This is a genomic window from Salinicola corii (assembly GCF_008298015.1).
Lineage (GTDB): Bacteria > Pseudomonadota > Gammaproteobacteria > Pseudomonadales > Halomonadaceae > Salinicola > Salinicola corii.
Genome location: NZ_VTPX01000005.1, coordinates 182712 through 201153, shown reverse-complemented (window position 1 = coordinate 201153; position 18442 = coordinate 182712). Strand labels below are relative to the sequence as shown.

Here is an 18442-nt window from a genome sequence, read left to right as displayed (position 1 = left end):
CTTGCCTGACGTTTTCGGCCACAGTTGTTAGTCTCTGGGCGAGCATGCATCGCCATTCACCCTCTGCGATTGGAAACCGCCTCATGGAAGATCAATGGCTCGCCTGGGCCAAGCGGCTCTCGGCTCTGGCCGATACCGGGCTGCACTACTGTCGCGACAAGTTCGATCGCGAGCGCTATGAAGAAGTCGCCGAGATTTCGACATCGATGATGGCGGCGCTGGGCGATATTCCCATCGGACGCGTGAATCTGGCACTGGGCAAGGGCGAGGGACACGTCACGCCGAAGATCGATGTGCGTGCGGCGATTATCGACGATGGCAGGATCCTGCTGGTGAAGGAGAAGATGGACGGGCGCTGGACCATGCCCGGCGGCTACGCCGAGGTCGGGCTCTCGGCCGTCGAGAACACCATCAAGGAGGTGTGGGAAGAGGCCGGCATCAAGGTCGAAGCCAAGCGGCTCTATGCCATCCGCCACAAGGCCAAGCATGCCTATCCGGTCGACGTGCTCGACTTCTACAAGCTGTTCTTCCTGTGTGAGCGACGCGACCGGGCACCGCTCGATCCCGGTCATGAAGTGTCCGATGCAGCCTACTTCTCCCCCGACGATCTGCCACCACTTTCGGAACCAAGAGTCATTGTCCAGGACATTACCGATGCCTTCGCCTTCCAGGTTGACCCTCAGCGTCCAGTGATGGTCGATTGAGTCGAGGCTTGAGTAATGAATTCCAACTTCTCTGGCGTCGCCAGAGTACTTTTAGGGGATCTGGTTTATTGACTCCGCGGTAGCGCTATCCGTCTTGTCCGAAGCCACGCGGTTGGTTGCGTGACTCGGCGCTGAGTCGGCTACGTAATCGCTCCAGCTCATGGGCCAATTTGGCTGACTGTTGAACAAGCTTAGCCGCTTGCTGGCTTAGGGAAGGGACGTCACGCGAAGGGAGTATCGGGGGGAGCTGTAAGAGATCGCGGAGATACGCCTCCGAGAGGCCGGCGATTTCGTGCATGGCATCATGTAGAGAATCAAGGGAAGCGAGAGCCTTTGGAAGTGTCTCCTGATTGCTGGTGAGTCGCCACTCCCGGCCGAGACTCCCGGGAGCATGGCGAATTTGCTCGCTGATCTCTCTTGCTGTCTCGGCGGAACGAGTCCCCAGCGCACCTATTTCCCGTATGAGAAGCCTGGAAGTATCGCCCGGTGGCGTGAGGCGAGTGGCCTCCAGTGAATGCTTCAGCGATACGCCGCGGGAAACGATCACTTCCAGGTCAGCTAGAAGATTCGGTGTACTGATTGATTTGCCAGATTGGGAGATGCCGTCAACTACATTGGAATTAGGGTAAATCGTGGACATCGCCTGGATGATCTCTAGGTGAACGACTGACTCGTTGCCAAATTATCGGCATAGCCGTCTCTGGCTTGAGTTGAATAGCACCAATTCCGGTAACCTCTTCTTGTCTTTGCGGTCTCATCAGTGGAAGCAGACACGCATTGACTACCGGGAGCATCATGACCCATGAACGCACAGAAAATTCTATCGCAGATCATGAAACAGGCCGGGGGCGGAAAGGGCTCGTCGTCGGGTATCGGTGGCTTCGACGCCAAATCGCTGCTGGGAGGTGGCGCGCTGGGCATGCTGGTCGGCAGCAAGCGTGGCCGCAGCATGGGCGGCAAGGCGATCAAGTATGGCGCCCTGGCCGGTCTGGGCGCCCTGGCCTGGAAAGCCTGGCAGGCGCATCAGGAGCAGAAATCGGCGCCCGCCGAGGCGACGACCGCAACGGACCAGCCGCTGGAGCAGCTCTCCGGCGAGCGACAGGAGAGCCGCAGCCTGGTGATTCTGCGGGCAATGATCGCCGCCGCGCGTGCCGATGGCCATATCGATGCCCAGGAGCGGGCCGCGCTGGCCGAGCAGATCGACGCGCTCGGTGCCGACGACGAACTTCACGCCTGGGTAGAGCAGCAGATGTCCGCACCACTGGATGCCAATGCCATCGCCCGCGATGCCGATTCACCCCAGGCCGCCCGTGAGGTCTACCTGGCCAGCGTGGCGATCGTCGACGACCAGAACCCGATGGAGCGGGCTTGGCTCGATCAACTGGCGGCAGCGCTCAAGCTCGACGGTGATCTCTGTCGCACGCTGGAACGCCAGGCCGGCGAAAGCTCGGCTTAGGCCGGGTTGGTGCATCTGACCTGGGGCTCGGCCTCGGGCTGGCGTTGGGTCAAGGTACCGACGAACGCGGCCAGTGACAGCAGTGCCACCAGACTGCCATAGGCGTAGGTGGTGGGTATCAGGCCCAGGTGCTGGGTCGCGATTCCGCCACACAGCGCCAGCGTGCTGGCGGACAGATAGCAGATGACGTAGAACGCCGCCATCAACGCCGATCGCTCGGTGGGCGGTGCCAGGGGCATGACGACGCGCATGGCGCCCATGAATGCGGCGCCGAAACCGATGCCGGCGATCGCCGTCCCGGCCAGCAGTATTCCCACCGCCCGCTGATGGACCCCCAGCAGCAAGCCGAGCATGCCGACGATCAGGCAGGCGGTGCCCAGCAGCACTGCCAGTCGCGGAGGCCTGGCGCGCAGGATCAGCACGCTGATGCCGCCGATGAAGGGGAGCAGGAAGGTGATCAGGCATCCCACCAGCGGGTTGTGAACGCCACTGATCGTCTCCACCAGCGTGGGCCCCAGCGAGAGCGAAAATCCCCCCAGCGCCCAGGAAGAGATCACCGCTGGAATGACCCGGAACAGCGGCCCTCGCACCGACGGTGGAATCGTCGCACGAGGGCGAAGTGCCGCCAGCGCGCCGGGGCGAGGCGTCACGCTCTCCGGGATTCGCTTGAGGCATGCCCCCATGACGACGAGCAGAATGATCAGCACCAGGTAGACCAGACGCATCGGTGCCGGCGCGTAGGTCACCAGCAGACCGGCGAACAGCGCGCCGAGGCCCATGCCGGAGAGCGGCGCGATGCTCGCCAGCACCGGTCCGCGGGTATGGTCGCTGTCGAGCATTGCCGCGGCCAAGGCGCTTGTCACGATGCCAGTGGCGATGCCCTGCAGAATCCTCGCCGCCAGCACCCAGACGAGCCCGTCGGCGGTCAGAAACAGCATCAGCGACAGGATCTCGCCGACGATGGCAATCGCCACCACTGGCCGCCGGCCGATGTAATCGGATAGCGAACCGGTGACTAGCAGTGCCAGCAGCAGCGCAAAGACGTAACTCGCGAATACCAGCGTCAGCCAGGTCGTCGAGAAGTGCCAGGTGGTCTGATAGATCCGGTAGAGTGGCGTCGGGGCGCTCGAGGCCGCGAGAAACGTCACCATCAGTACCGCATAGTAGACCAGCGAACCGAGCTGGGGTGCCGGATAGACATTGGTCGATGGGGATGAAGATGAAGGTGACATGGTGAAATCCATTAATGCTAAAATTTTGCGTTAGAGAGAGTTTGGACGTAGCAGGCTCGTAAAGCAAATATTTTGCGTTTGTGTTTTCTATCAGTGAACAACCATGCCGATCAAAGAAGCCGTCAGACCGGGCGGGCGCAGTGCCCGGGTACAGGAAGCCGTCCATCAGGCCGTTCGCGAGCTGCAGGCGGTAAAATCGCGCGATGAATTGACGGTGCCCCAGGTCGCCGAACATGCCGGTGTCACGCCGTCGACGATCTACCGGCGCTGGGGCAATCTGGCGGAACTGGTCGCCGATGTCTCCGTCGAGCGCATGCGCCCCGATGACGATCCCGTGGATACCGGTACCCTGGCCGGCGATCTGCAGGCCTGGGGCGAGCAGTATCTCGAGGAGATGACCTCTGTGCCGGGGCAGCGCGCACTCAACGACGTGATGGCCAGCGCGGAGAACGGACGTCGCGAGCGCTGCTGTCACTACAGCGAATCGCTCATGGCGACGCTGCGGGAGCGCGCGCTCTCTCGCGGCGAGGCGGCGGTGCCATCTCTGGACCGGCTCGTCGATGGCGTGGTGGCGCCGATGACCTACCGTCTGCTGTACGATCGCGAATCGGCGACCGCCGCCAATCTCCGGCGATGGATCGCCCGCGCGCTGGCGGTGGAGGATGTCGACTGAAACTCAGATCAGCTTGGCGGCCACCAGCAGGTCGGCCACCGACTGGAAGGTCCCGTCGGGTATCGGGTCGCCATTGCTGGCTCGTCTGGCGATGCTGGCGGCGAGCGTGGCGTCCGCTGCCCGGGGGATGTGGCGTGAGTTCGAGCTCGCCAGCAGTTCCACGGCCTGTTCCGGCGATGCCTTGCAGGTGACCAGCGGTACCGGTGTTTCCCCGCGCACGTAGCGAATGCCGACCAGCCAGCCATCTTCGGTGCCGATCATCATCGAGGCGTGCTGTACGCCGACCTTGGCATTCAGCTGATGCATCTCGCGTCGCCGCTTGCGGCGCTCCTGATTCATCGTCGGGTCGCCTTCCTGATCCTTGCGCTCTCGCTTCTGCTCGGTCTTGGTCATGCGCTGGTCACGTCGAAACAGCCAGCGCTGCAGCAGCACGTCGAAGCCGCCGACCAGCAGGAACGCGATCAGCGTCGTGATCACCAGCGGCTGCAGCAGTTCGAGGAAGGTGCCCTGAATGCAGCCAAAGCCACAGCTGGAAGACTCCATCAGCGACTGCAGGCCCAGACCATAGACCACGATCAGGGCGACGCCCAGCGCCACCATCTTGAACAGCGACTTGAGGAATTCGATCAGGCCACGCATCGAGAAGATGCGCTTGAAACCCTGCACCGGGTCGACTTTCTCCGCCTTGGGCAGCACCGGTTCGGTGGCGAAGACGAAACCCTGAGAAACCACGATGTTGGTCAGCACGATGATCACGAACGTGAGCGCCACCAGCGGTACCACCGAAAGCAGCAGCACCTCACCCGCCTGCGCCATCAGGCGCGGCCACAGCGAATCGAACGGCTCGGTATAGAGTCTCGATGTCACCTCGAGCAGGCCCTGTACCCGGGCGATGATATCGCTGGCGCTGACCGCGATGTAGAGCGTGCAGGCCAGCAACACCATGGCAGTGACCAGGTCCGCGCTCTTGGAGACCTGGCCCTTCTTGCGCGCGTCGCGAAGCTTCTTCGTCGACGGCGGTAGCGTCTTTTCCTCGGAGGGCTGCTGGCTCATGGCGCGATGCGTTCACCCGCCGAGTCGTCAGGAGCCGACGGTCGAGCCCTCGTCCATATTGGTCTGGAGATTACTGCCATCGCCGTCGTAGTCCTCGTGATCGAAATCGTCCCAGCTCGAGTTGGGTAGATGGCCCTCCTGCACGTAGAACTCGTACTCGTCGCTGCGGTAGTCGAGAATGCTCTCGTCGTCCGGTGCGTCGCGCTGACCGTAGTGCCTGATGTAATCCTCGAGAAACTCATAGCGCTTCAAACCATCTTCGGTCAGTAGACCATCCTCGTCGAGAGAGGTGAAGAGTTCCTTGAGGTCAGCCTTATGCCCCTCCAACGCGTTGGTGCGCTTGATGTCCTGGACGATGGAGAACGGCAGCGTCGCCAGCGTCAGGCCGGCGGATATCCAGAACAGCGGCCCGGTGGCCGCGCGGGCGACGGCAATACCCTTGAGCGCTGCCAGCGATGACGCGCCGCCGGCGAGGCCGAAGGCACCCGCCGCGACGGTGACGGCGCCCTGGCCGATGGTGGCGCCATCGCCGCTGTCCGCGCCGCGCTTGATCATCAGCCCGCCGAGGGCGATGTCCAGGGCACCTGCGGCGGAGTTGGCGGCCCCATCCAGCACCCGCAGGAAGGAGCTGATGGTACGCGTCGTCGTCGTGGCATCGGGCAGAGCCGGGTTCTTGGCGTATCCGTCCTCGATACCCTTCACGATCTTGCTCGTGTCTGACTCGCTCAGATCCAGTTTCTGGCTCAGCTTCTCGCGATCGCCGACGGGGGCGTCGTCGATGATTTGCTCGATGTTCTCGACGAACTTGAGACCCTTGCCCTCGGTAAAAGGGCTGCCGCTGGTGGTATCCTTGCCCCATATCTGCGGCAGCGTCTTGTCCAGCCCCAGCATGGCGTTGACGTTGGTGCCCTTGACCTTGTCCCTGATGTTACTGCCGAGGTTGACGAAGTGCTGGCTGGCGCCGAGGAAGCTGATGAACTCCTTGGCCACGGCCATCCGCGCCTCGTCGCTGTCCGCCAACTTGCTACCGCCGCCTGCGAGCTGATAGATGCCAGAGGCGAGTGAGATCAACCCGCCGGTCGAGCCCAGCGCGCCGTTGCTGTTGAGCGTGCCGATCAGCGACATCATGCCGCCGTTGGTCTTCTCGTTGAGCGCCTTGTAGACGCCGTTCTTCATCAGGCCGTCGATATCCGACTGGGTGATGGCGCCATTTTTCTGGAAACGGTCGCCGAGTTCCTGTAGCGCCTTGCCGAAATTCTTCGCCGTCTGCTGATCGTTGAGATACTCGTTGACGAACTTGTCGATCGACTCCGCCGTGCGTCGCGGGATATCGACGCCGGCGCGCTTGAGCGCCGTCAACACCATCTTGACCACGTCCTGCGTGGCGGTTGCGGTATTGGCATCGTTGATGTCGTCGGGATTGGCGATCAGGTCGTCGAGATCGGTGATCATCGAGTCGAGTTGCAGGCTCTGGGCGAATTCGGCCGCCTTGTCGCTCTCTTCGGTCGCCGGGAACAGTGTCGAGAGTGCATTGTAGGTCCGCGAGATATCCTGCTCGGCGAGTTCACCCTGGCCGCTCTCGCGCAGGTCATTGATGTAGTCGATGTACTCCTCGCTGAAGGCGGTCTCCTCCAGTCGCGAAGCGATGTCGTCCTTGTCGGCGACCTTGTCGACTGCGCCTTTCTGGGCTTCCATGTAATCCTTCTGCACGGCATCGGAGGCGAAAAGATCGCCGAGACTGGTATCGAGTTTCTCGCCATCGATGATCGACGAGAGATCATCGCCGGTGACGTGATCGAGGCTCAGTCCCTCCGAGATATCGAGGCCGACCAGGTCAAGGCCGTTGTCGAGCGCGCCCTGGGCGCGCAGCGCGCGGTAGAACTGGGCACGCTCATCGCTCTTGTCGATGCTGCCGTCCTCGATCCCCGTCTTCCACTCTTCGATCAGGTTCTGCCAGGTCAGCTCGCTGACGGTCAGCTTGCGTGAACTGTCGTCCGGGTCGGTCTCGCTGGTCTCCATCGACTGGATATCGACATCGCTGAAGGTTGGCAGATCGTGATCGCGCCGCGCCGTATCCAGCTCCGCGTTGTCGGACAGGCGCTGGGTGTTGGTTTCGCCGCCGTGCCTCGACCAGTAACCGTCGAAGATATTCTGGACCGCCTTGCCATCGTCCCCGGCAGCGTGCCTGACCCGCTCGCGCAGGTCGTCGTTGACCTGGGCGGTGGCCTTCTCGCGGGAGACTCCGTCGCTTACCTTGCTGTCGATCAGGTTCTGATAGAGCTGTGACAGCGTTTCCGAGCTTTCGATATGCAGAATCTGGCGAGAGTCGGTCAGCGTGCTGCCCGCCAGTCCGGATGCGAGCGCGTTGAGGTTGTCCTCGTAACTGGGGTTGTCGGTCACGGTGTTGTTGGCGAGGAAGTCGTCGTAGGCCGCGTAGCCGGCATCGATGGCGTCGTCCTTGCCACCATGACGCTTCCAGTAACCGTTGAACACATCGAGTCCGTCCTTGCTGTCCTTGTCGGCATTGGTCAAGGCGTTACCGGTGCGATCGAAGAGGTCTTCCTTGGCATCGTCGATGGCCGCCTGGAGATCCGGGGCATCGCCGCGCTCACGCTGCTGGTTAAGCTGGTACTCCACAAGTTGGCTGAACTGATCGCTGGCGTCTCCTGTCAGCGGTCGCACCTTGCGGTTGTCGATATCGATGCCTTCGGCCATGTCGGAGGAGAGCGAATTTAGCGTGTCGTCATAGGCGATGTCGGCCTCGTCGCGATTGGCCAGATAGCTTTCCTCGGCCAGCTTCTCGGTGTCCTCTTCGCCACCGTGACGCTTGAAATAGCCGTCGAAGACATTGGCGACGTCGCCACCGCCGACGCTGTCGATGCGCGAACGCAGATCGTCGTTAACGTGATCCATCGCTTCCTGGGTATCGTCGCCCTGATCGATCCGGTTCTGGATCAGATTCTTGTAGAGTTGGGAGAGCGTGTCCGATGAGTCGAGATGCAGGATCTTGCGCTGATCGGTCAGTGTGCCGCCGGCCAGCCCTAGGGCCAGCGCATTGAGGTTGTCCTCGTAGTCGGGGTTGTCGGTCAGCGTGGTATCGGCCAGAAAGCCGCCATAGGCGTCATAACCCGCGTTGATCGCATCCTCTGCACCACCATGGCGCTTCCAGTAGCCCTCGAAGACATTGAGGCCCTTGTCGGCGTTTCGGTCTGCGTTGTCGAGGGCATGTCCTATGCGGTCGAACAGCGCTTTCCTGGCGTTATCGATCGCCTTGGACAGGTCGGCGCTCTTGCCGTCGGCGCGCTGCGCATTGAGCTCGGCGGTGACCAGCTTCTCGAACTTGTTCGCGGCGTCTCCCTCCAGGCTGGAAACCGTGCGCTTGTCGATATCGATGCCGTCCGCCATGTCCACCGCCAACGAATTCAGCGTGTCCTCGTAATCCTGACTACCGGGCTCGAGATTTTCCTTCCCCTTGCCGCCATCCTCGGCCATTTCCTGCGCCAGCTTGAGCACGGAATTGAAAACCTGTGTGGGGACGGACGAGGTCGGGTCTTTGTCCAGGGTGACATCATCGTTGACGCGCATCGGCTTGTTCTCTCTGAAAGGAGGTTGGCTCGAGGACGCCGACGTTCGATCCATGAACAGGACGGGACGGCATCGCGGGAAAACGCCTCCAGTATTCAGGTGCCGGATGACGACCCGATGGCAGCGACGAAACGCTGAGTAACGGACTGTATGGCTTTGGTGGGGCGGACGACGGCTATCGCATCGCGCCGAGAATGGCCTCGAGACGCTCCATGTTGAGCGCGACGATATCGAGCTGGTCGACCATCAGCGGGATCAGGAAGACCACGTAGATCAGCATCAGGAACGCGAACAGCAGGTTCTTGATCGGTAGCGACAGATCGAAGGCGTGAAGGTTTGGCGCCATCCTGGCGACGTAGGCCAGCATCAGGTCGGCGATCAGCAGCGCGATCACCAGCGGGGCGATCATCAGCACGCCGATCTGCATCACCTGGTCGAGCAGGCCGAGCAGCGACATCGCCGAGGTTTGCGACAGCAGCGGCACGAAGTCCACCGCCGGCCACAGCGCGTAGCTGCGATAGAAGCCGTCGAGCAGCAGCATGAAGCCGCCGGTGATGAAGAACAGCGCCAGCAGTGTGATCGTCAGCAGCGTCGAGGTCACCCCGGTTTCGGTCGCGCCCATCGGATCGACGATCTGCGCCATGGTCGAGCCGCGCTGGAGGTCGATCAGCTCGCCGGCCACCTCGGCCGCCCAGAACGGCACGCCGAAGACCAGGCCGATGGCGACGCCGATCAGCAACTCCTTGATCACCATGCCGGCGACGCTGAAGGTCGACAAGCTCTCCGCGTTCACCATCGCATCGAACAGCGGCACGATCAGCGGCAGCGAGATCGTCACCGCCACGGCGGAGCGGATCATGCCGGTCAGCCCCAGGCGATTGAAGGCCGGCGTCACCAGCACCATGCCCAGCGCCCGGGCCACGCCGACGGCCGCCGCCGCGATCAGCGGGTAGGCGAAGTCGGTGAGAAAACGGGCGAAATCGTCGTAGTCCATCGGTCCCTTGAATCACTCGAAAAGGATGCGCAGCCGGTCAGGTGGCGTTTCCTCAGCGCGACCAGGCGGCAAAATTGTCCAGCACCTGATCGGTGATGTTGACGATCTGCCCGGCCAGCAGCGGGCCCGAGAGGATCAGCACCAGCAGTACCGCCACCAGCTTGACCGCCTGCGGCAGCGTCTGGTCCTGGATTTGGGTCAGCGCCTGCAGCAGGCCGACGCCGAAACCGACGGCGATCGCCACCAGCAGCGCTGGCGCCGACACCAGCAGTACCGTCCACAGGGCGTTCTTCATCAGCGAGAGGAAGATGTCGTCGGTCATCCTAGCCGCCTCCGTAACTCAGGATCAGTCCGTGCATCAGCCGCGACCAGCCGTCCACCGCCACGAACAGGAAAATCTTCAGCGGAATCGAGATCAGCGTCGGCGAGACCATCATCATGCCCATCGCCATCAGCACGTTGGAGACGATCAGGTCGATGATCAGAAACGGGATATAGAGCAGAAAGCCGATCTCGAAGGCGCGGGTCAGTTCCGAGCTGACGAAGGCGGGAATCAGTACGATCAGGTCATCGCTCTTGAGGTCCTCGCGGGCTTCGTCGGACCACAACGTGCGGGTGGCGTCGATGAAGAACGCTCGCTCGTGTTCGCTGGCGTAGCGTGACAGATACGCCTGCAGCGGGCCGCGCAGGGCCTCGCCGGTCTGCTTGATTTCCTCGACGCTGGCCAGCCCCGCCGAGCGCTGCTCGAACTCGTGAGCCATCTCGCCGATCAACGGCGTGGTGATATAGACCGTCAGGATCAGTGCGATGCCGTAGAGCACCAGGTTGGGCGGCGTCTGCTGCACGCCGAGAGCGTTGCGGATCAGGAACAGCACCACCGAGATCTTGAGAAAGCCCGTCATCGTGACCACCGCCAGCGGCACCAGGCCGATGGTGGCGACCACGATGATGATCGCGATCAGGTTGGGCTGAAACTCAGTCATCCCCAGCGCGCCCTTCGTCGAGCGCGAGCCTCTCGACCTGCACCCCGACCGCGTCGCCGATGGCGACCAGGCGCCCACGCCCCATCCGTCTGCCGTTGACGACCAGGTCGACCGCCCGTTCGGGATGCCGCTCCAGCGGCAACACGCTGCCTTCGCCCAGCCGGCGCAGTTCGCCGAGCGACAGCTCCAGGCGACCCAGTTCGCAGGTCAGCTGCACCGGCAGGTCATCCAGGTTCAAGCCAGCCGAGTCCAGCGGATCCGTGGGCGAACTGTCCACATCCGGCGCTTCCGTACTCGATGCCGAGCTGTCCACGGGCGTTTCGGATCGTGCGGGCGGTGTTGATTTATCCACAGGAGGTTCGCTCATGACACTCTCTTTACCAGGGCGGTTCGGGGCTTCACAAGAGGGATTCGGGGCTCGATCGGGGGAACTCGCGCCGAGCGGCCCGTCGGCACGCAGCCCGGTGTCGCTGAAGCGAGCCCGGCAGCCGAAACGGTCGGCGAGATTCAGCCGGACGCCATCGGCCACTGCGCCGTCGAGCATGACCACGTCGCCGGCGCGCAGGCTGCGCCATTCGCCCAGCGTCAGGGTCTGCGCGCCGCTTTCGATTCGCAGGGTGGCAACGACGCCGTCGGCCGGGGCGCGGCGTGCCGGAAAGGCGCTATCGAGCGTCGGTAGCAGTCGCTCGGCGATGGCCACCGGCAGGTCGAGGGCGAGCGGGTGCGTTTCGCCATCGATCTCGAACGCGATACAGAGGCGCGCAAGGCGCTCCATCGGCGCCGATAGGGCAGGCCGCAGATGGATATCGACTTCCAGCCGGCGCTCCAGCGGCTCCAGCCACTCGAGCCAGACCACCTCCAGCCACATGGCGACCAGCTCGCGATCCACCTCTCGCAGATCTCGCCGACGGTCGGGATGCTCACCGAGACGGTCAAGCGCCGCCGCGCTGCCGGACAGCAATAATGGTTCCCCGCCGAGGTCGAGGGTGATCGACCACGCCTGATCGATGGCGGTGCCCTCGGGGAGTAAGCGCAGCATTGCCTTGCGGCCGTGCCAGTCGAACTCGAGCGGCTGGCGAGCGACGTGCAGCGCGTTATGGAGCGCCAGGCGGTCGGAGGCCATCGCGGGGAGCGACGCCAATGACAACGGCATCGCCCGGCCCGGCGCCAGGTCGGCCGTGATCGTCGAGGGCTGCGCCGAAGCCCGGCGTGACGTCGTGGACAGGTGGGTCACGTCAGCTCTCCCCGCGGCGGTCGCATCTCTTCCATTTCCAGTTCCGCCAGCCGCTCGGCATCGACCGCCAGCGCGCGGGAGCGATCGGCTCGCAGGCGTTCCAGTGCCCGCTCGGCGCGAAGGCATCTCGCCCACTCGGAGGCCCGCTCGCTGCGCTCGGCGTCGGCGGCCCGGCGCTCCCGCGCCAGCGTTCGCCGCTGCTGGAGCAACGACTCGCGTCGTCCGGCATCGTCGGCCAGCGTCTGCTGCCACTCCGCCATGGTCTCGGCACTCATCGGCTGCTGCGCGCCGTCGTCGAAGAGCGCCTGTTCGCGCCGTCCGGAAGCGCGCTGATGCCGATCGAGCGACGCCTCCAGCGTCTGGTGTCGCGTGTCCAGGTCGCGGCAGTGGCGCTGGCTCGACGCCAGCGCCTCCTCGGCCCGGCGGGTACGATGACGCCGCAACTGCATCAGGCGCTCGAGTTGAGGCAACGAGGTCATTGGGCGATCTCCTTCAGCCGCTTCAGCGTTTCCGCGAAATCGCTGCGATCGTCCCGGGACTGGCGAAGGAAGGTCTCGATCTCGGTGTGCTTGCGAATCGCCTCGTCGGTGGCGGCATCGCTGCCCTCGCGATACTCGCCCACCTGCAGCAGCAGCTCGACGTCGCGATAGCGCGCCATCAGGTCGCGGACCTTGGCGGCGTCGCGGCGATGCTCGTCGCTGGCGACGCTCTCCATCAGCCGGCTGCGGCTGGCCAGCACGTCGATCGCCGGAAAGTGGTCACGCCGGGCGAGCTCGGCACTCAACACGATGTGTCCGTCGAGAATGGCACGGGTCTCCTCCGCCACCGGGTCCAGTGTGCCATCACCCTCGGTCAGCACCGTGTAGATGGCGGTGATGGTGCCGGCGGCGGCATCGCCCGGACCGGCGCGCTCGAGCAGGCGGGGCAGGGCGGCGAACAGCGACGGCGGGTAGCCGCGTCGGGTCGGCGGTTCGCCCGCGGCCAGGCCGATCTCGCGCTGGGCACGGGCAAAACGGGTGAGGCTGTCGACCAGCAGCAGCACGTCGCGGCCCTGGTCGCGGAAATACTCCGCCACGCTGGTGGCGACCAGCGCGGCGCGGGCACGCTCGATGGCCGGGCGGTCCGAGGTGGAGACGACACAGACGGTACGGCGACGCGCTTCGGCGTCCAGCTGCACGTCGAGCAGTTCGCGCACCTCGCGGCCGCGCTCGCCGACCAGCCCGAGCACCACCACCTCGGCGCTGCTGCCCTTGACGATGGCCGAGAGCAGCGACGATTTGCCCACGCCGGGTTCACCGAACAGGCCGACACGCTGCCCTCTCGCCACGGTATTGAGGGCATCGATGGCACGCACGCCGAGCGCCAGCGGCTGCTCGATCAGCTGGCGGCTCAGGGGCGCGGGCGGCTCGGCATGCACGGGGTATTCGCGCAGAGGGACGTCGCCGGGCGGTGTCGCCGCAGCGTCCAGCCACTCTCCCAGCGGGCTGATGACGCGGCCCAGCAGCGCCTCGCCGACGCCGACGCCCTGGGCGCGCCCGGTGGCGATCACTTCGCTGCGGGTGGAGAGCCCCTGCAGTTCGCCGATGGGCGAGAGGATAGCGTCCTTTTCCTCGAAGCCGATCACCTCGGCGGCGACGCGACGTCCGCTGACCGGATCGCGCAGATAGCAGAGTTCGCCGATGCTGACGCCCTCGATGCTGGCGTGAATCAGCAGGCCGCGGATCCGGCGCACCCGACCGCTGACCCGGCGCGTCTCGGTCCGGGCCAGACGTTGGCCGAGCCTTGGCAGCAGCGCGTCGAGCGCCACCGAGGCCTGATCCGGGGCATGACGGCTCATGCCGGCTCCTGGCCGTCCACCGGCACGTCGAGCAGCGCCTGGCGGAGAACGTCGAGTTGCGAATCCACACCGATGTCCATGACCGCGACCGGACTCACCAGCAGGCACTGCCCCGGCCCCAGTTGGGCATCGGCTTCGACCTCGTAGTCTCCGGTGTCGGGCGGCTCCTCCGAGAGCAGCACCGCCACTCGCGCCTCCAGCGACGGGGCCACGCGGATGCGGATCCGATGCTCCTGGCGCCACTCGCGCAGCGCCTGGCGAACGCAGCGGGCGACCAGCTCGGCCTCGTCGAACTCGCCAAGCAGGCGCCGAACCAGGTCCAGCGCAAGTTCGGCCAGCGCCGGTTCGAGACGCGCCAGATAGCGATCCACGTCATCCCGGGTGGTCGCCAGCAGCCGGGCGGCCTGCGTCTCGCCTGCGCGGCGGCCGGCCTCGAAGCCTTCGGCGTAGGCTGCGTCGCGCGCTTCGCCAAGCGCCCGTTCCTGATCGGCCGCCTGTCGACGCGCCCGGTCCAGAAAGGCGTAGCCATCGATCCAGGCCTCGGCTTCCTCGGCCCGCAGGATCACCTTGTCGGGGCGGAGCGGCAGTGAATTCATGGCTGCTCACTCCCCCGAGACGGCGCTGCCGGCTCATCGGGCTGGTCCTGGGCGGCATCCTCCGTCCCCGAGGCAAGCCGGTCGGCGGCGGCCAGGCGTGCGATCTCCACGGCGCCGGCGTTCGCCTCGGCGCCGGCGTCGCGCTCCAGCCTGCCGAACCAGCCCAATCGCAGCCAGGCGCGCAGGGTGGCGGGCTGGGCGTCGGCCCAGGCCAGCAGACAGCGTCTGCCATCTTGCTCGACCTCTGCCTCGAAGGCGTCGAGATCGCCCAGGTCGCTGTCCCCGGTCTGCCCATGCTCCCGTTTGGCCAGTGCCAGGGCATAAAGATCGGTGCCGAAGCGTTGCTTGACGGCCGCGACCCGAGGGGCGCGAATCTCGCGGACCAGGGCTCCGGCATGGAAGATGATCCCTGCCGCGCGAGTGCAGGCTGTCAGCGCATCCTCGTCGAGCAGGCAAAGTGCTTGGTCGATGGGGTCTCTCGGCGGCAGTTCGGCCTGGGCGGGGAGGTCGTGACGACGCTGGAGTCGTTCGGCCAGTCGATGCTGGAACCGGGGCTGGCGGCACCAGCGGCGTAGCGTCTCGTCACTGGCGATGCCGTCCAGGGTGCCGATCCAGTGGGCCGGATCGATGCGCACCGGCAACTCGGGTGGTGGCGTGGGCGTTTCCGTCATGAAGGGGTCGCCAGGTCATAGGGGCGTTGGCGGCGCTGGCGCCAGACCAGCCAGCCGACCGCGATGCCGAGTGCGAGAATCGCCGCGATCATCAGGCCGAACAGCCAGCCGGCACGCGCCACGCTGGCGGCCGGCATCGCGATGCCGAGAAACGAACTCATGGCCGGCTGGGGGGACGACCGTGTCTCCTCGGGCAGGGACGAGACCACCGGCACCACCGACACCTTGTCGTAGGAGAGGCCGGCGATACCGTTGGCGACCAGGGTCTTGATCTGCGGGATCAGCGGGTCGATATCCAGCGAAGGAATGTAGCGTACGAAGACCGAGGCCGAGGAGGGCGTGCTGTTCTGCTGCAGCAGGTCGTTGTCAGGCAGCACCACGTGGACCCGCGCCGACAGCACGCCGTCGATCTGGGACACGGTGTGGGAGAGCTCCTGGCTCAGTGCGTAGATCATCTGGGCGCGCTCCTGGACCGGTGACGACACCAGGCCGTTGCCCTGGAAGACCTCGCCGAGATTGGCGAACTTGCGTTCCGGCAGGCCGGCCCGGTCGAGCACGTCGACCGCTTCGGCAAAGCGGCTCTCGTCGACGGTGACGCGCATCCGGCCTTCATCCTCGGCATGGCGACTGGCGGGGATACCGTTGCGTGCCAGGGTCGCCACGATGACATTGGCCTCGCGCTCGTCGAGCTGGGTATAGAGGTCGGTATCGCAGGCCTGCAGCAGCAGGGCCATCAGCAGCAGCGCAATCCAGTGCAGCGGGCGTCGGCGGCTGTCCCGGGACGGGCGCGAGGGGTTGAAGCGTCGATCGAGATGCAAGTGTCATTGACCTTTCAATAGGGTATTGGCCGAGCCCGACACCTGCGTGGCACCTCGCACCACCATGGTGGTCTCGATGGAGTGGTCGAAGACCTGGCTCAGCGAGTCGACGACCTTCGCCATCTTGTCGTCGCCGATGGCGGTGGGCGTGTCGCCTGCGTCCGGCGCTGGCGTGGTGACCTTGGCAAAGCGGTCGGGTGCCTGGGCATCGGGGACCTGCGCCTGCTGCGCGAAGGTGTTGACCCGGTCGACGAAGCCGTCGAGGTTGTCGATCAGGTTCGAGCCCAGCTCGCCGGGGCTCGCGCCAGGGGGGGAGGCACCGGCCTGGCCGGCCATGTGCTCGAACAGGTTCTGCGATGCCAGCGTCTTGGCACTCGTCTCCGATGGGGTCGGCGCGGGTGTCGTCATCGGCACCCCCACCCCCGGTGGTGTCACGGGAGTCATCATTCACCTCGCGTTCGGGCCCATGGCGGGGCCGGTGTCGCTTCCAACGACGTCGACCGGTCGTCGCGACGAGTCGCCAACCGGTCGTCGTCCCTCGTCACCTCGCGGGACTCGGGCCTGGGCTTGCTACTCTTCGCCGCCCGACATGGCTTCGCTGAGCATTTCCTTCATCATCGGCATCAGAATCAGCTGCCCGCCCACCTGGACCATGCCCTCGGACATCGCTTCCTGGAACTTGGCGTTGTCGACGGCGTCGTCGAAGGCCTGGGAGTCGGGGGTGGATTCGCCGGTCGCGTTGGCATTACCTACGGCATCGATAGCCATGTATCGTCTCCTTCGGTTTGGCATTGACCGATCGGCATCGAGCCGTCGGTGAGTCGTCGTACCGTTCTTCGATAGAGCGTTCGGGAACGGTCGCTGATGAGCGTCGCCATGGGATGACGGCCCGCTCGTTCCTGCCTCTGGGTCCGGCCTGCCAGCGTCCGGGGCTCACCGGCGCCGGCAGCCGCGACATCCGCACTCACTGCTCCACGGCCGGTTGTGCCACGCTGCCGCGGAAGACCCTGACCTCACCGGGTGCCGAGGGCGCGGGCGTCCGCCTCGAATCCTCCACCCGCTGCGCCACTTCCGCCAGCCAGGCGGGCGGGCCCATCGCCTCCAGACGGTGGCGACCATCCCGGAAATCGGCGCTCAGTGGCGAACCGATCCTTGCCGCTTCGATGTCGGCGCTCAAGCGCGAAACGTCCACTCCGTCGAGATCGAAGCTGCGCCGGCCCAGCTCTTCGCGTGCGGCGACATGGAGCACGTAGCCGTCGAAGAACCACGCCAGCCCGTTGGACCGGCAGACCTGTTCCAGAAAGGCCTGGGCGCTGTCGGCGTGGATGTCGCCGCGGACCTCGCCGTTCACGGCACTGCTCACCTCGACTGGCAGCGACAGGTTGCGTCCGAACTCCTGCAGCACGTCGCGTACGTCCTGATCGATCACCACGTAGCGGTAGCTTCGGTCTGCCCATGGGGCGTCGGCCGCGAAGGCGCCGCTGCCCGCCAACCCCAGCATCAGCGCGACGATGATCGAGGAGCGCAACCGGGATCCTGTTCGACGAACGATCATGAAGGCCACCGCCGCAAGTGCTTCGATAACCCTAGCAAGATCGCGATGACGGTTTGGTGGCCGGTTATATGTCTTTTTGTGGCTTTCGCTTGCCCTATGTAAACGACTGTCACCGTTCATTGACATGCCTCGCTGCCCCAAACCGCTGGTTCTCCGGTACGCTGTCTGTCCACTCCTCGAGCCTCTGGACTGATTCACGGATGAAGGCATCTTCTACGGTTTCTCGAATGGTCTCGACCCGCGCGGCGGCTTGCCGCAAGGGCCTGACATGGGCGGCGGTCATCGCCGTCGGGTTCGCGCTCTCCGCTTGCGCGGCGACGCCGTCCGACACCCGGGAGGACCGGCTGCTCAAGCTGGCCGACGATGTCGACCAGCGCGGCGACCACGCCACGGCGGCGGCCATGTACGAACGTGCGCTGGAACAGGGGGCGCCGTCTGCCGAGCTCCTGATCCGGCTGGGCAATGCCCGGCTGGCGGCCGGAGAGCCCGAGGCCGCGGCGCAAGCCTTCCGGACGGCGCTGGCCGACGACATCGACCTGGCCCCGGCGCTGCTGGGCCTGGGCACGGCCCAGCTGCGATTGGGCGAGCCCCAGGGGGCGCTGCGCAGCCTCTCGCGGGCCGCCCCCAAGCTCGACAACGTGGCCGCCTGGAGCCGTCTGGGCGCCGCGCAGGCGCTGGCGGGGCATCCCGATCGATCCGTCGAGGCCTTTGCCAGGGCGGCGAGGCTCGAACCGCAGGATCTCGACGTCCAGGCCAATCTGGCGCTGGCCGAGTCCCTGGCCGGCGACGACGCCAAGGCGATCGCCGACATGCGTCGAGTCGCCAACTCCCCCCTGGCCGAAGCGCGCCATTACCGCAACCTCATCCTGGTGCTGGTACTGGGAGGGCAGCGTGAAGAAGCCCGCCGTATCGAGATCCCCGACCTGCCGGCAGCCCGGCGCGAGTCGTTGATCGCCAGCGCCGAGCGTATCGCCGCGCTGCCCAGCGCCGCCGCTCGCGCCCAGGCCCTCGGCATGGCCCGGACTTCCCCCGCGCGCGAGTGAGTTCGGGC

At 65.2% G+C, this 18442-nt stretch carries 19 protein-coding genes; 4 read left to right on the top strand and 15 right to left on the bottom strand.

What is annotated here, in order from left to right; genetic code table 11:
• Positions 1–83 precede the first annotated feature (83 nt).
• Together F0A16_RS11265 and F0A16_RS11260 are read left to right on the top strand one after the other, a co-directional pair.
• A complete protein-coding gene (locus F0A16_RS11265; protein WP_149435488.1) occupies positions 84–704 on the top strand; it encodes an NUDIX hydrolase in 621 nt (206 codons plus the stop codon).
• Positions 705–1506: 802 nt separating this feature from the next.
• The gene (locus F0A16_RS11260; RefSeq protein ID WP_149435487.1) at positions 1507–2160 is read left to right on the top strand and encodes a tellurite resistance TerB family protein; all 654 of its coding nucleotides are present in this window, start codon (positions 1507–1509) and stop codon (positions 2158–2160) included.
• On the opposite strand, the gene F0A16_RS11255 is transcribed toward F0A16_RS11260, so the two are convergent.
• Positions 2157–3392, bottom strand: a complete 1236-nt coding sequence (locus F0A16_RS11255; protein ID WP_149435486.1) for an MFS transporter — start codon at positions 3390–3392, stop codon at positions 2157–2159. The genes F0A16_RS11260 and F0A16_RS11255 overlap by 4 nt on opposite strands.
• A 103-nt stretch (positions 3393–3495) precedes the next feature.
• Here F0A16_RS11255 and F0A16_RS11250 point away from each other — a divergent pair, with 103 nt between their 5' ends.
• Positions 3496–4065, top strand: a complete 570-nt coding sequence (locus F0A16_RS11250; RefSeq protein WP_149435485.1) for a TetR/AcrR family transcriptional regulator — start codon at positions 3496–3498, stop codon at positions 4063–4065.
• A gap of 3 nt (positions 4066–4068) precedes the next feature.
• Here F0A16_RS11250 and F0A16_RS11245 read toward each other — a convergent pair whose 3' ends face one another.
• The 14 genes from F0A16_RS11245 to F0A16_RS11180 form a co-directional block, all read right to left on the bottom strand.
• Positions 4069–5118, bottom strand: a complete 1050-nt coding sequence (locus F0A16_RS11245; protein ID WP_149435484.1) for an EscU/YscU/HrcU family type III secretion system export apparatus switch protein — start codon at positions 5116–5118, stop codon at positions 4069–4071.
• A gap of 27 nt (positions 5119–5145) precedes the next feature.
• Positions 5146–8703 carry a hypothetical protein gene (locus tag F0A16_RS11240; protein WP_149435483.1) on the bottom strand — a complete coding sequence of 1186 codons (3558 nt, stop codon included), beginning with the start codon at positions 8701–8703 and terminating at the stop codon, positions 5146–5148.
• 175 nt (positions 8704–8878) lie between these two features.
• On the bottom strand, positions 8879–9697 hold the full coding sequence (gene sctT, locus F0A16_RS11235; protein ID WP_149435482.1) for a type III secretion system export apparatus subunit SctT: 819 nt from the start codon (positions 9695–9697) through the stop codon (positions 8879–8881).
• 52 nt (positions 9698–9749) lie between these two features.
• Positions 9750–10019: a type III secretion system export apparatus subunit SctS gene (gene sctS / locus F0A16_RS11230; RefSeq protein WP_149435481.1), complete on the bottom strand. Its 270-nt coding sequence runs from the start codon at positions 10017–10019 to the stop codon at positions 9750–9752.
• 1 nt (position 10020) lies between these two features.
• Positions 10021–10680: a type III secretion system export apparatus subunit SctR gene (gene sctR / locus F0A16_RS11225; protein WP_110597668.1), complete on the bottom strand. Its 660-nt coding sequence runs from the start codon at positions 10678–10680 to the stop codon at positions 10021–10023.
• Positions 10673–11914, bottom strand: a complete 1242-nt coding sequence (gene sctQ / locus F0A16_RS11220) for a type III secretion system cytoplasmic ring protein SctQ (RefSeq protein WP_187775984.1) — start codon at positions 11912–11914, stop codon at positions 10673–10675. The genes sctR and sctQ overlap by 8 nt, the downstream gene beginning before the upstream one ends.
• Positions 11911–12393 (bottom strand): type III secretion system stalk subunit SctO, encoded by a 483-nt coding sequence (gene sctO, locus F0A16_RS11215; protein WP_149435479.1) that lies wholly within the window; start codon positions 12391–12393, stop codon positions 11911–11913. The genes sctQ and sctO overlap by 4 nt, the downstream gene beginning before the upstream one ends.
• Positions 12390–13751, bottom strand: coding sequence for a FliI/YscN family ATPase (locus F0A16_RS11210; protein WP_149435478.1), 1362 nt, complete (start codon positions 13749–13751; stop codon positions 12390–12392). Before F0A16_RS11210 ends, sctO begins: the two co-directional genes overlap by 4 nt.
• Positions 13748–14347 carry a type III secretion system stator protein SctL gene (sctL, locus tag F0A16_RS11205; RefSeq protein ID WP_149435477.1) on the bottom strand — a complete coding sequence of 200 codons (600 nt, stop codon included), beginning with the start codon at positions 14345–14347 and terminating at the stop codon, positions 13748–13750. Before sctL ends, F0A16_RS11210 begins: the two co-directional genes overlap by 4 nt.
• A complete protein-coding gene (locus F0A16_RS11200) occupies positions 14344–15018 on the bottom strand; it encodes a hypothetical protein (RefSeq protein WP_149435476.1) in 675 nt (224 codons plus the stop codon). The genes sctL and F0A16_RS11200 overlap by 4 nt, the downstream gene beginning before the upstream one ends.
• Positions 15015–15836 carry a type III secretion system inner membrane ring lipoprotein SctJ gene (gene sctJ / locus F0A16_RS11195; RefSeq protein WP_239023797.1) on the bottom strand — a complete coding sequence of 274 codons (822 nt, stop codon included), beginning with the start codon at positions 15834–15836 and terminating at the stop codon, positions 15015–15017. Before sctJ ends, F0A16_RS11200 begins: the two co-directional genes overlap by 4 nt.
• A gap of 3 nt (positions 15837–15839) precedes the next feature.
• Positions 15840–16283, bottom strand: a complete 444-nt coding sequence (locus F0A16_RS11190) for a hypothetical protein (RefSeq protein ID WP_223119771.1) — start codon at positions 16281–16283, stop codon at positions 15840–15842.
• A 123-nt stretch (positions 16284–16406) separates the two neighbouring features.
• Positions 16407–16604, bottom strand: a complete 198-nt coding sequence (locus tag F0A16_RS11185) for a hypothetical protein (protein ID WP_149435475.1) — start codon at positions 16602–16604, stop codon at positions 16407–16409.
• A 196-nt stretch (positions 16605–16800) separates the two neighbouring features.
• Entirely contained in the window at positions 16801–17391 is a 591-nt protein-coding gene (locus tag F0A16_RS11180) for a type III secretion protein (protein WP_149435474.1), read from the bottom strand.
• A gap of 200 nt (positions 17392–17591) precedes the next feature.
• On the opposite strand from F0A16_RS11180, the gene F0A16_RS11175 reads away from it, so the two are divergent.
• Positions 17592–18434: a tetratricopeptide repeat protein gene (locus F0A16_RS11175; RefSeq protein ID WP_187775983.1), complete on the top strand. Its 843-nt coding sequence runs from the start codon at positions 17592–17594 to the stop codon at positions 18432–18434.
• The last annotated feature ends 8 nt before the right edge of the window (positions 18435–18442 follow it).

Excerpts from the sequence above, each read along its gene's own strand:
- F0A16_RS11265 (WP_149435488.1), top strand. The coding sequence starts at position 84 with ATGGAAGATCAATGGCTCGCCTGGGCCAAGCGGCTCTCGGCTCTGGCC.
- sctR (WP_110597668.1), bottom strand. The coding sequence starts at position 10,680 with ATGACTGAGTTTCAGCCCAACCTGATCGCGATCATCATCGTGGTCGCC.
- sctL (WP_149435477.1), bottom strand. The coding sequence starts at position 14,347 with ATGAATTCACTGCCGCTCCGCCCCGACAAGGTGATCCTGCGGGCCGAG.
- F0A16_RS11245 (WP_149435484.1), bottom strand. The coding sequence starts at position 5,118 with ATGAGCCAGCAGCCCTCCGAGGAAAAGACGCTACCGCCGTCGACGAAG.
- F0A16_RS11210 (WP_149435478.1), bottom strand. The coding sequence starts at position 13,751 with ATGAGCCGTCATGCCCCGGATCAGGCCTCGGTGGCGCTCGACGCGCTG.
- sctS (WP_149435481.1), bottom strand. The coding sequence starts at position 10,019 with ATGACCGACGACATCTTCCTCTCGCTGATGAAGAACGCCCTGTGGACG.
- F0A16_RS11260 (WP_149435487.1), top strand. The coding sequence starts at position 1,507 with ATGAACGCACAGAAAATTCTATCGCAGATCATGAAACAGGCCGGGGGC.
- F0A16_RS11250 (WP_149435485.1), top strand. The coding sequence starts at position 3,496 with ATGCCGATCAAAGAAGCCGTCAGACCGGGCGGGCGCAGTGCCCGGGTA.
- F0A16_RS11185 (WP_149435475.1), bottom strand. The coding sequence starts at position 16,604 with ATGGCTATCGATGCCGTAGGTAATGCCAACGCGACCGGCGAATCCACC.
- sctO (WP_149435479.1), bottom strand. The coding sequence starts at position 12,393 with ATGACCTCGTTGCCTCAACTCGAGCGCCTGATGCAGTTGCGGCGTCAT.
- F0A16_RS11180 (WP_149435474.1), bottom strand. The coding sequence starts at position 17,391 with ATGATCGTTCGTCGAACAGGATCCCGGTTGCGCTCCTCGATCATCGTC.
- F0A16_RS11240 (WP_149435483.1), bottom strand. The coding sequence starts at position 8,703 with ATGCGCGTCAACGATGATGTCACCCTGGACAAAGACCCGACCTCGTCC.
- F0A16_RS11255 (WP_149435486.1), bottom strand. The coding sequence starts at position 3,392 with ATGTCACCTTCATCTTCATCCCCATCGACCAATGTCTATCCGGCACCC.
- sctT (WP_149435482.1), bottom strand. The coding sequence starts at position 9,697 with ATGGACTACGACGATTTCGCCCGTTTTCTCACCGACTTCGCCTACCCG.
- F0A16_RS11200 (WP_149435476.1), bottom strand. The coding sequence starts at position 15,018 with ATGACGGAAACGCCCACGCCACCACCCGAGTTGCCGGTGCGCATCGAT.
- F0A16_RS11190 (WP_223119771.1), bottom strand. The coding sequence starts at position 16,283 with ATGATGACTCCCGTGACACCACCGGGGGTGGGGGTGCCGATGACGACA.
- F0A16_RS11175 (WP_187775983.1), top strand. The coding sequence starts at position 17,592 with ATGAAGGCATCTTCTACGGTTTCTCGAATGGTCTCGACCCGCGCGGCG.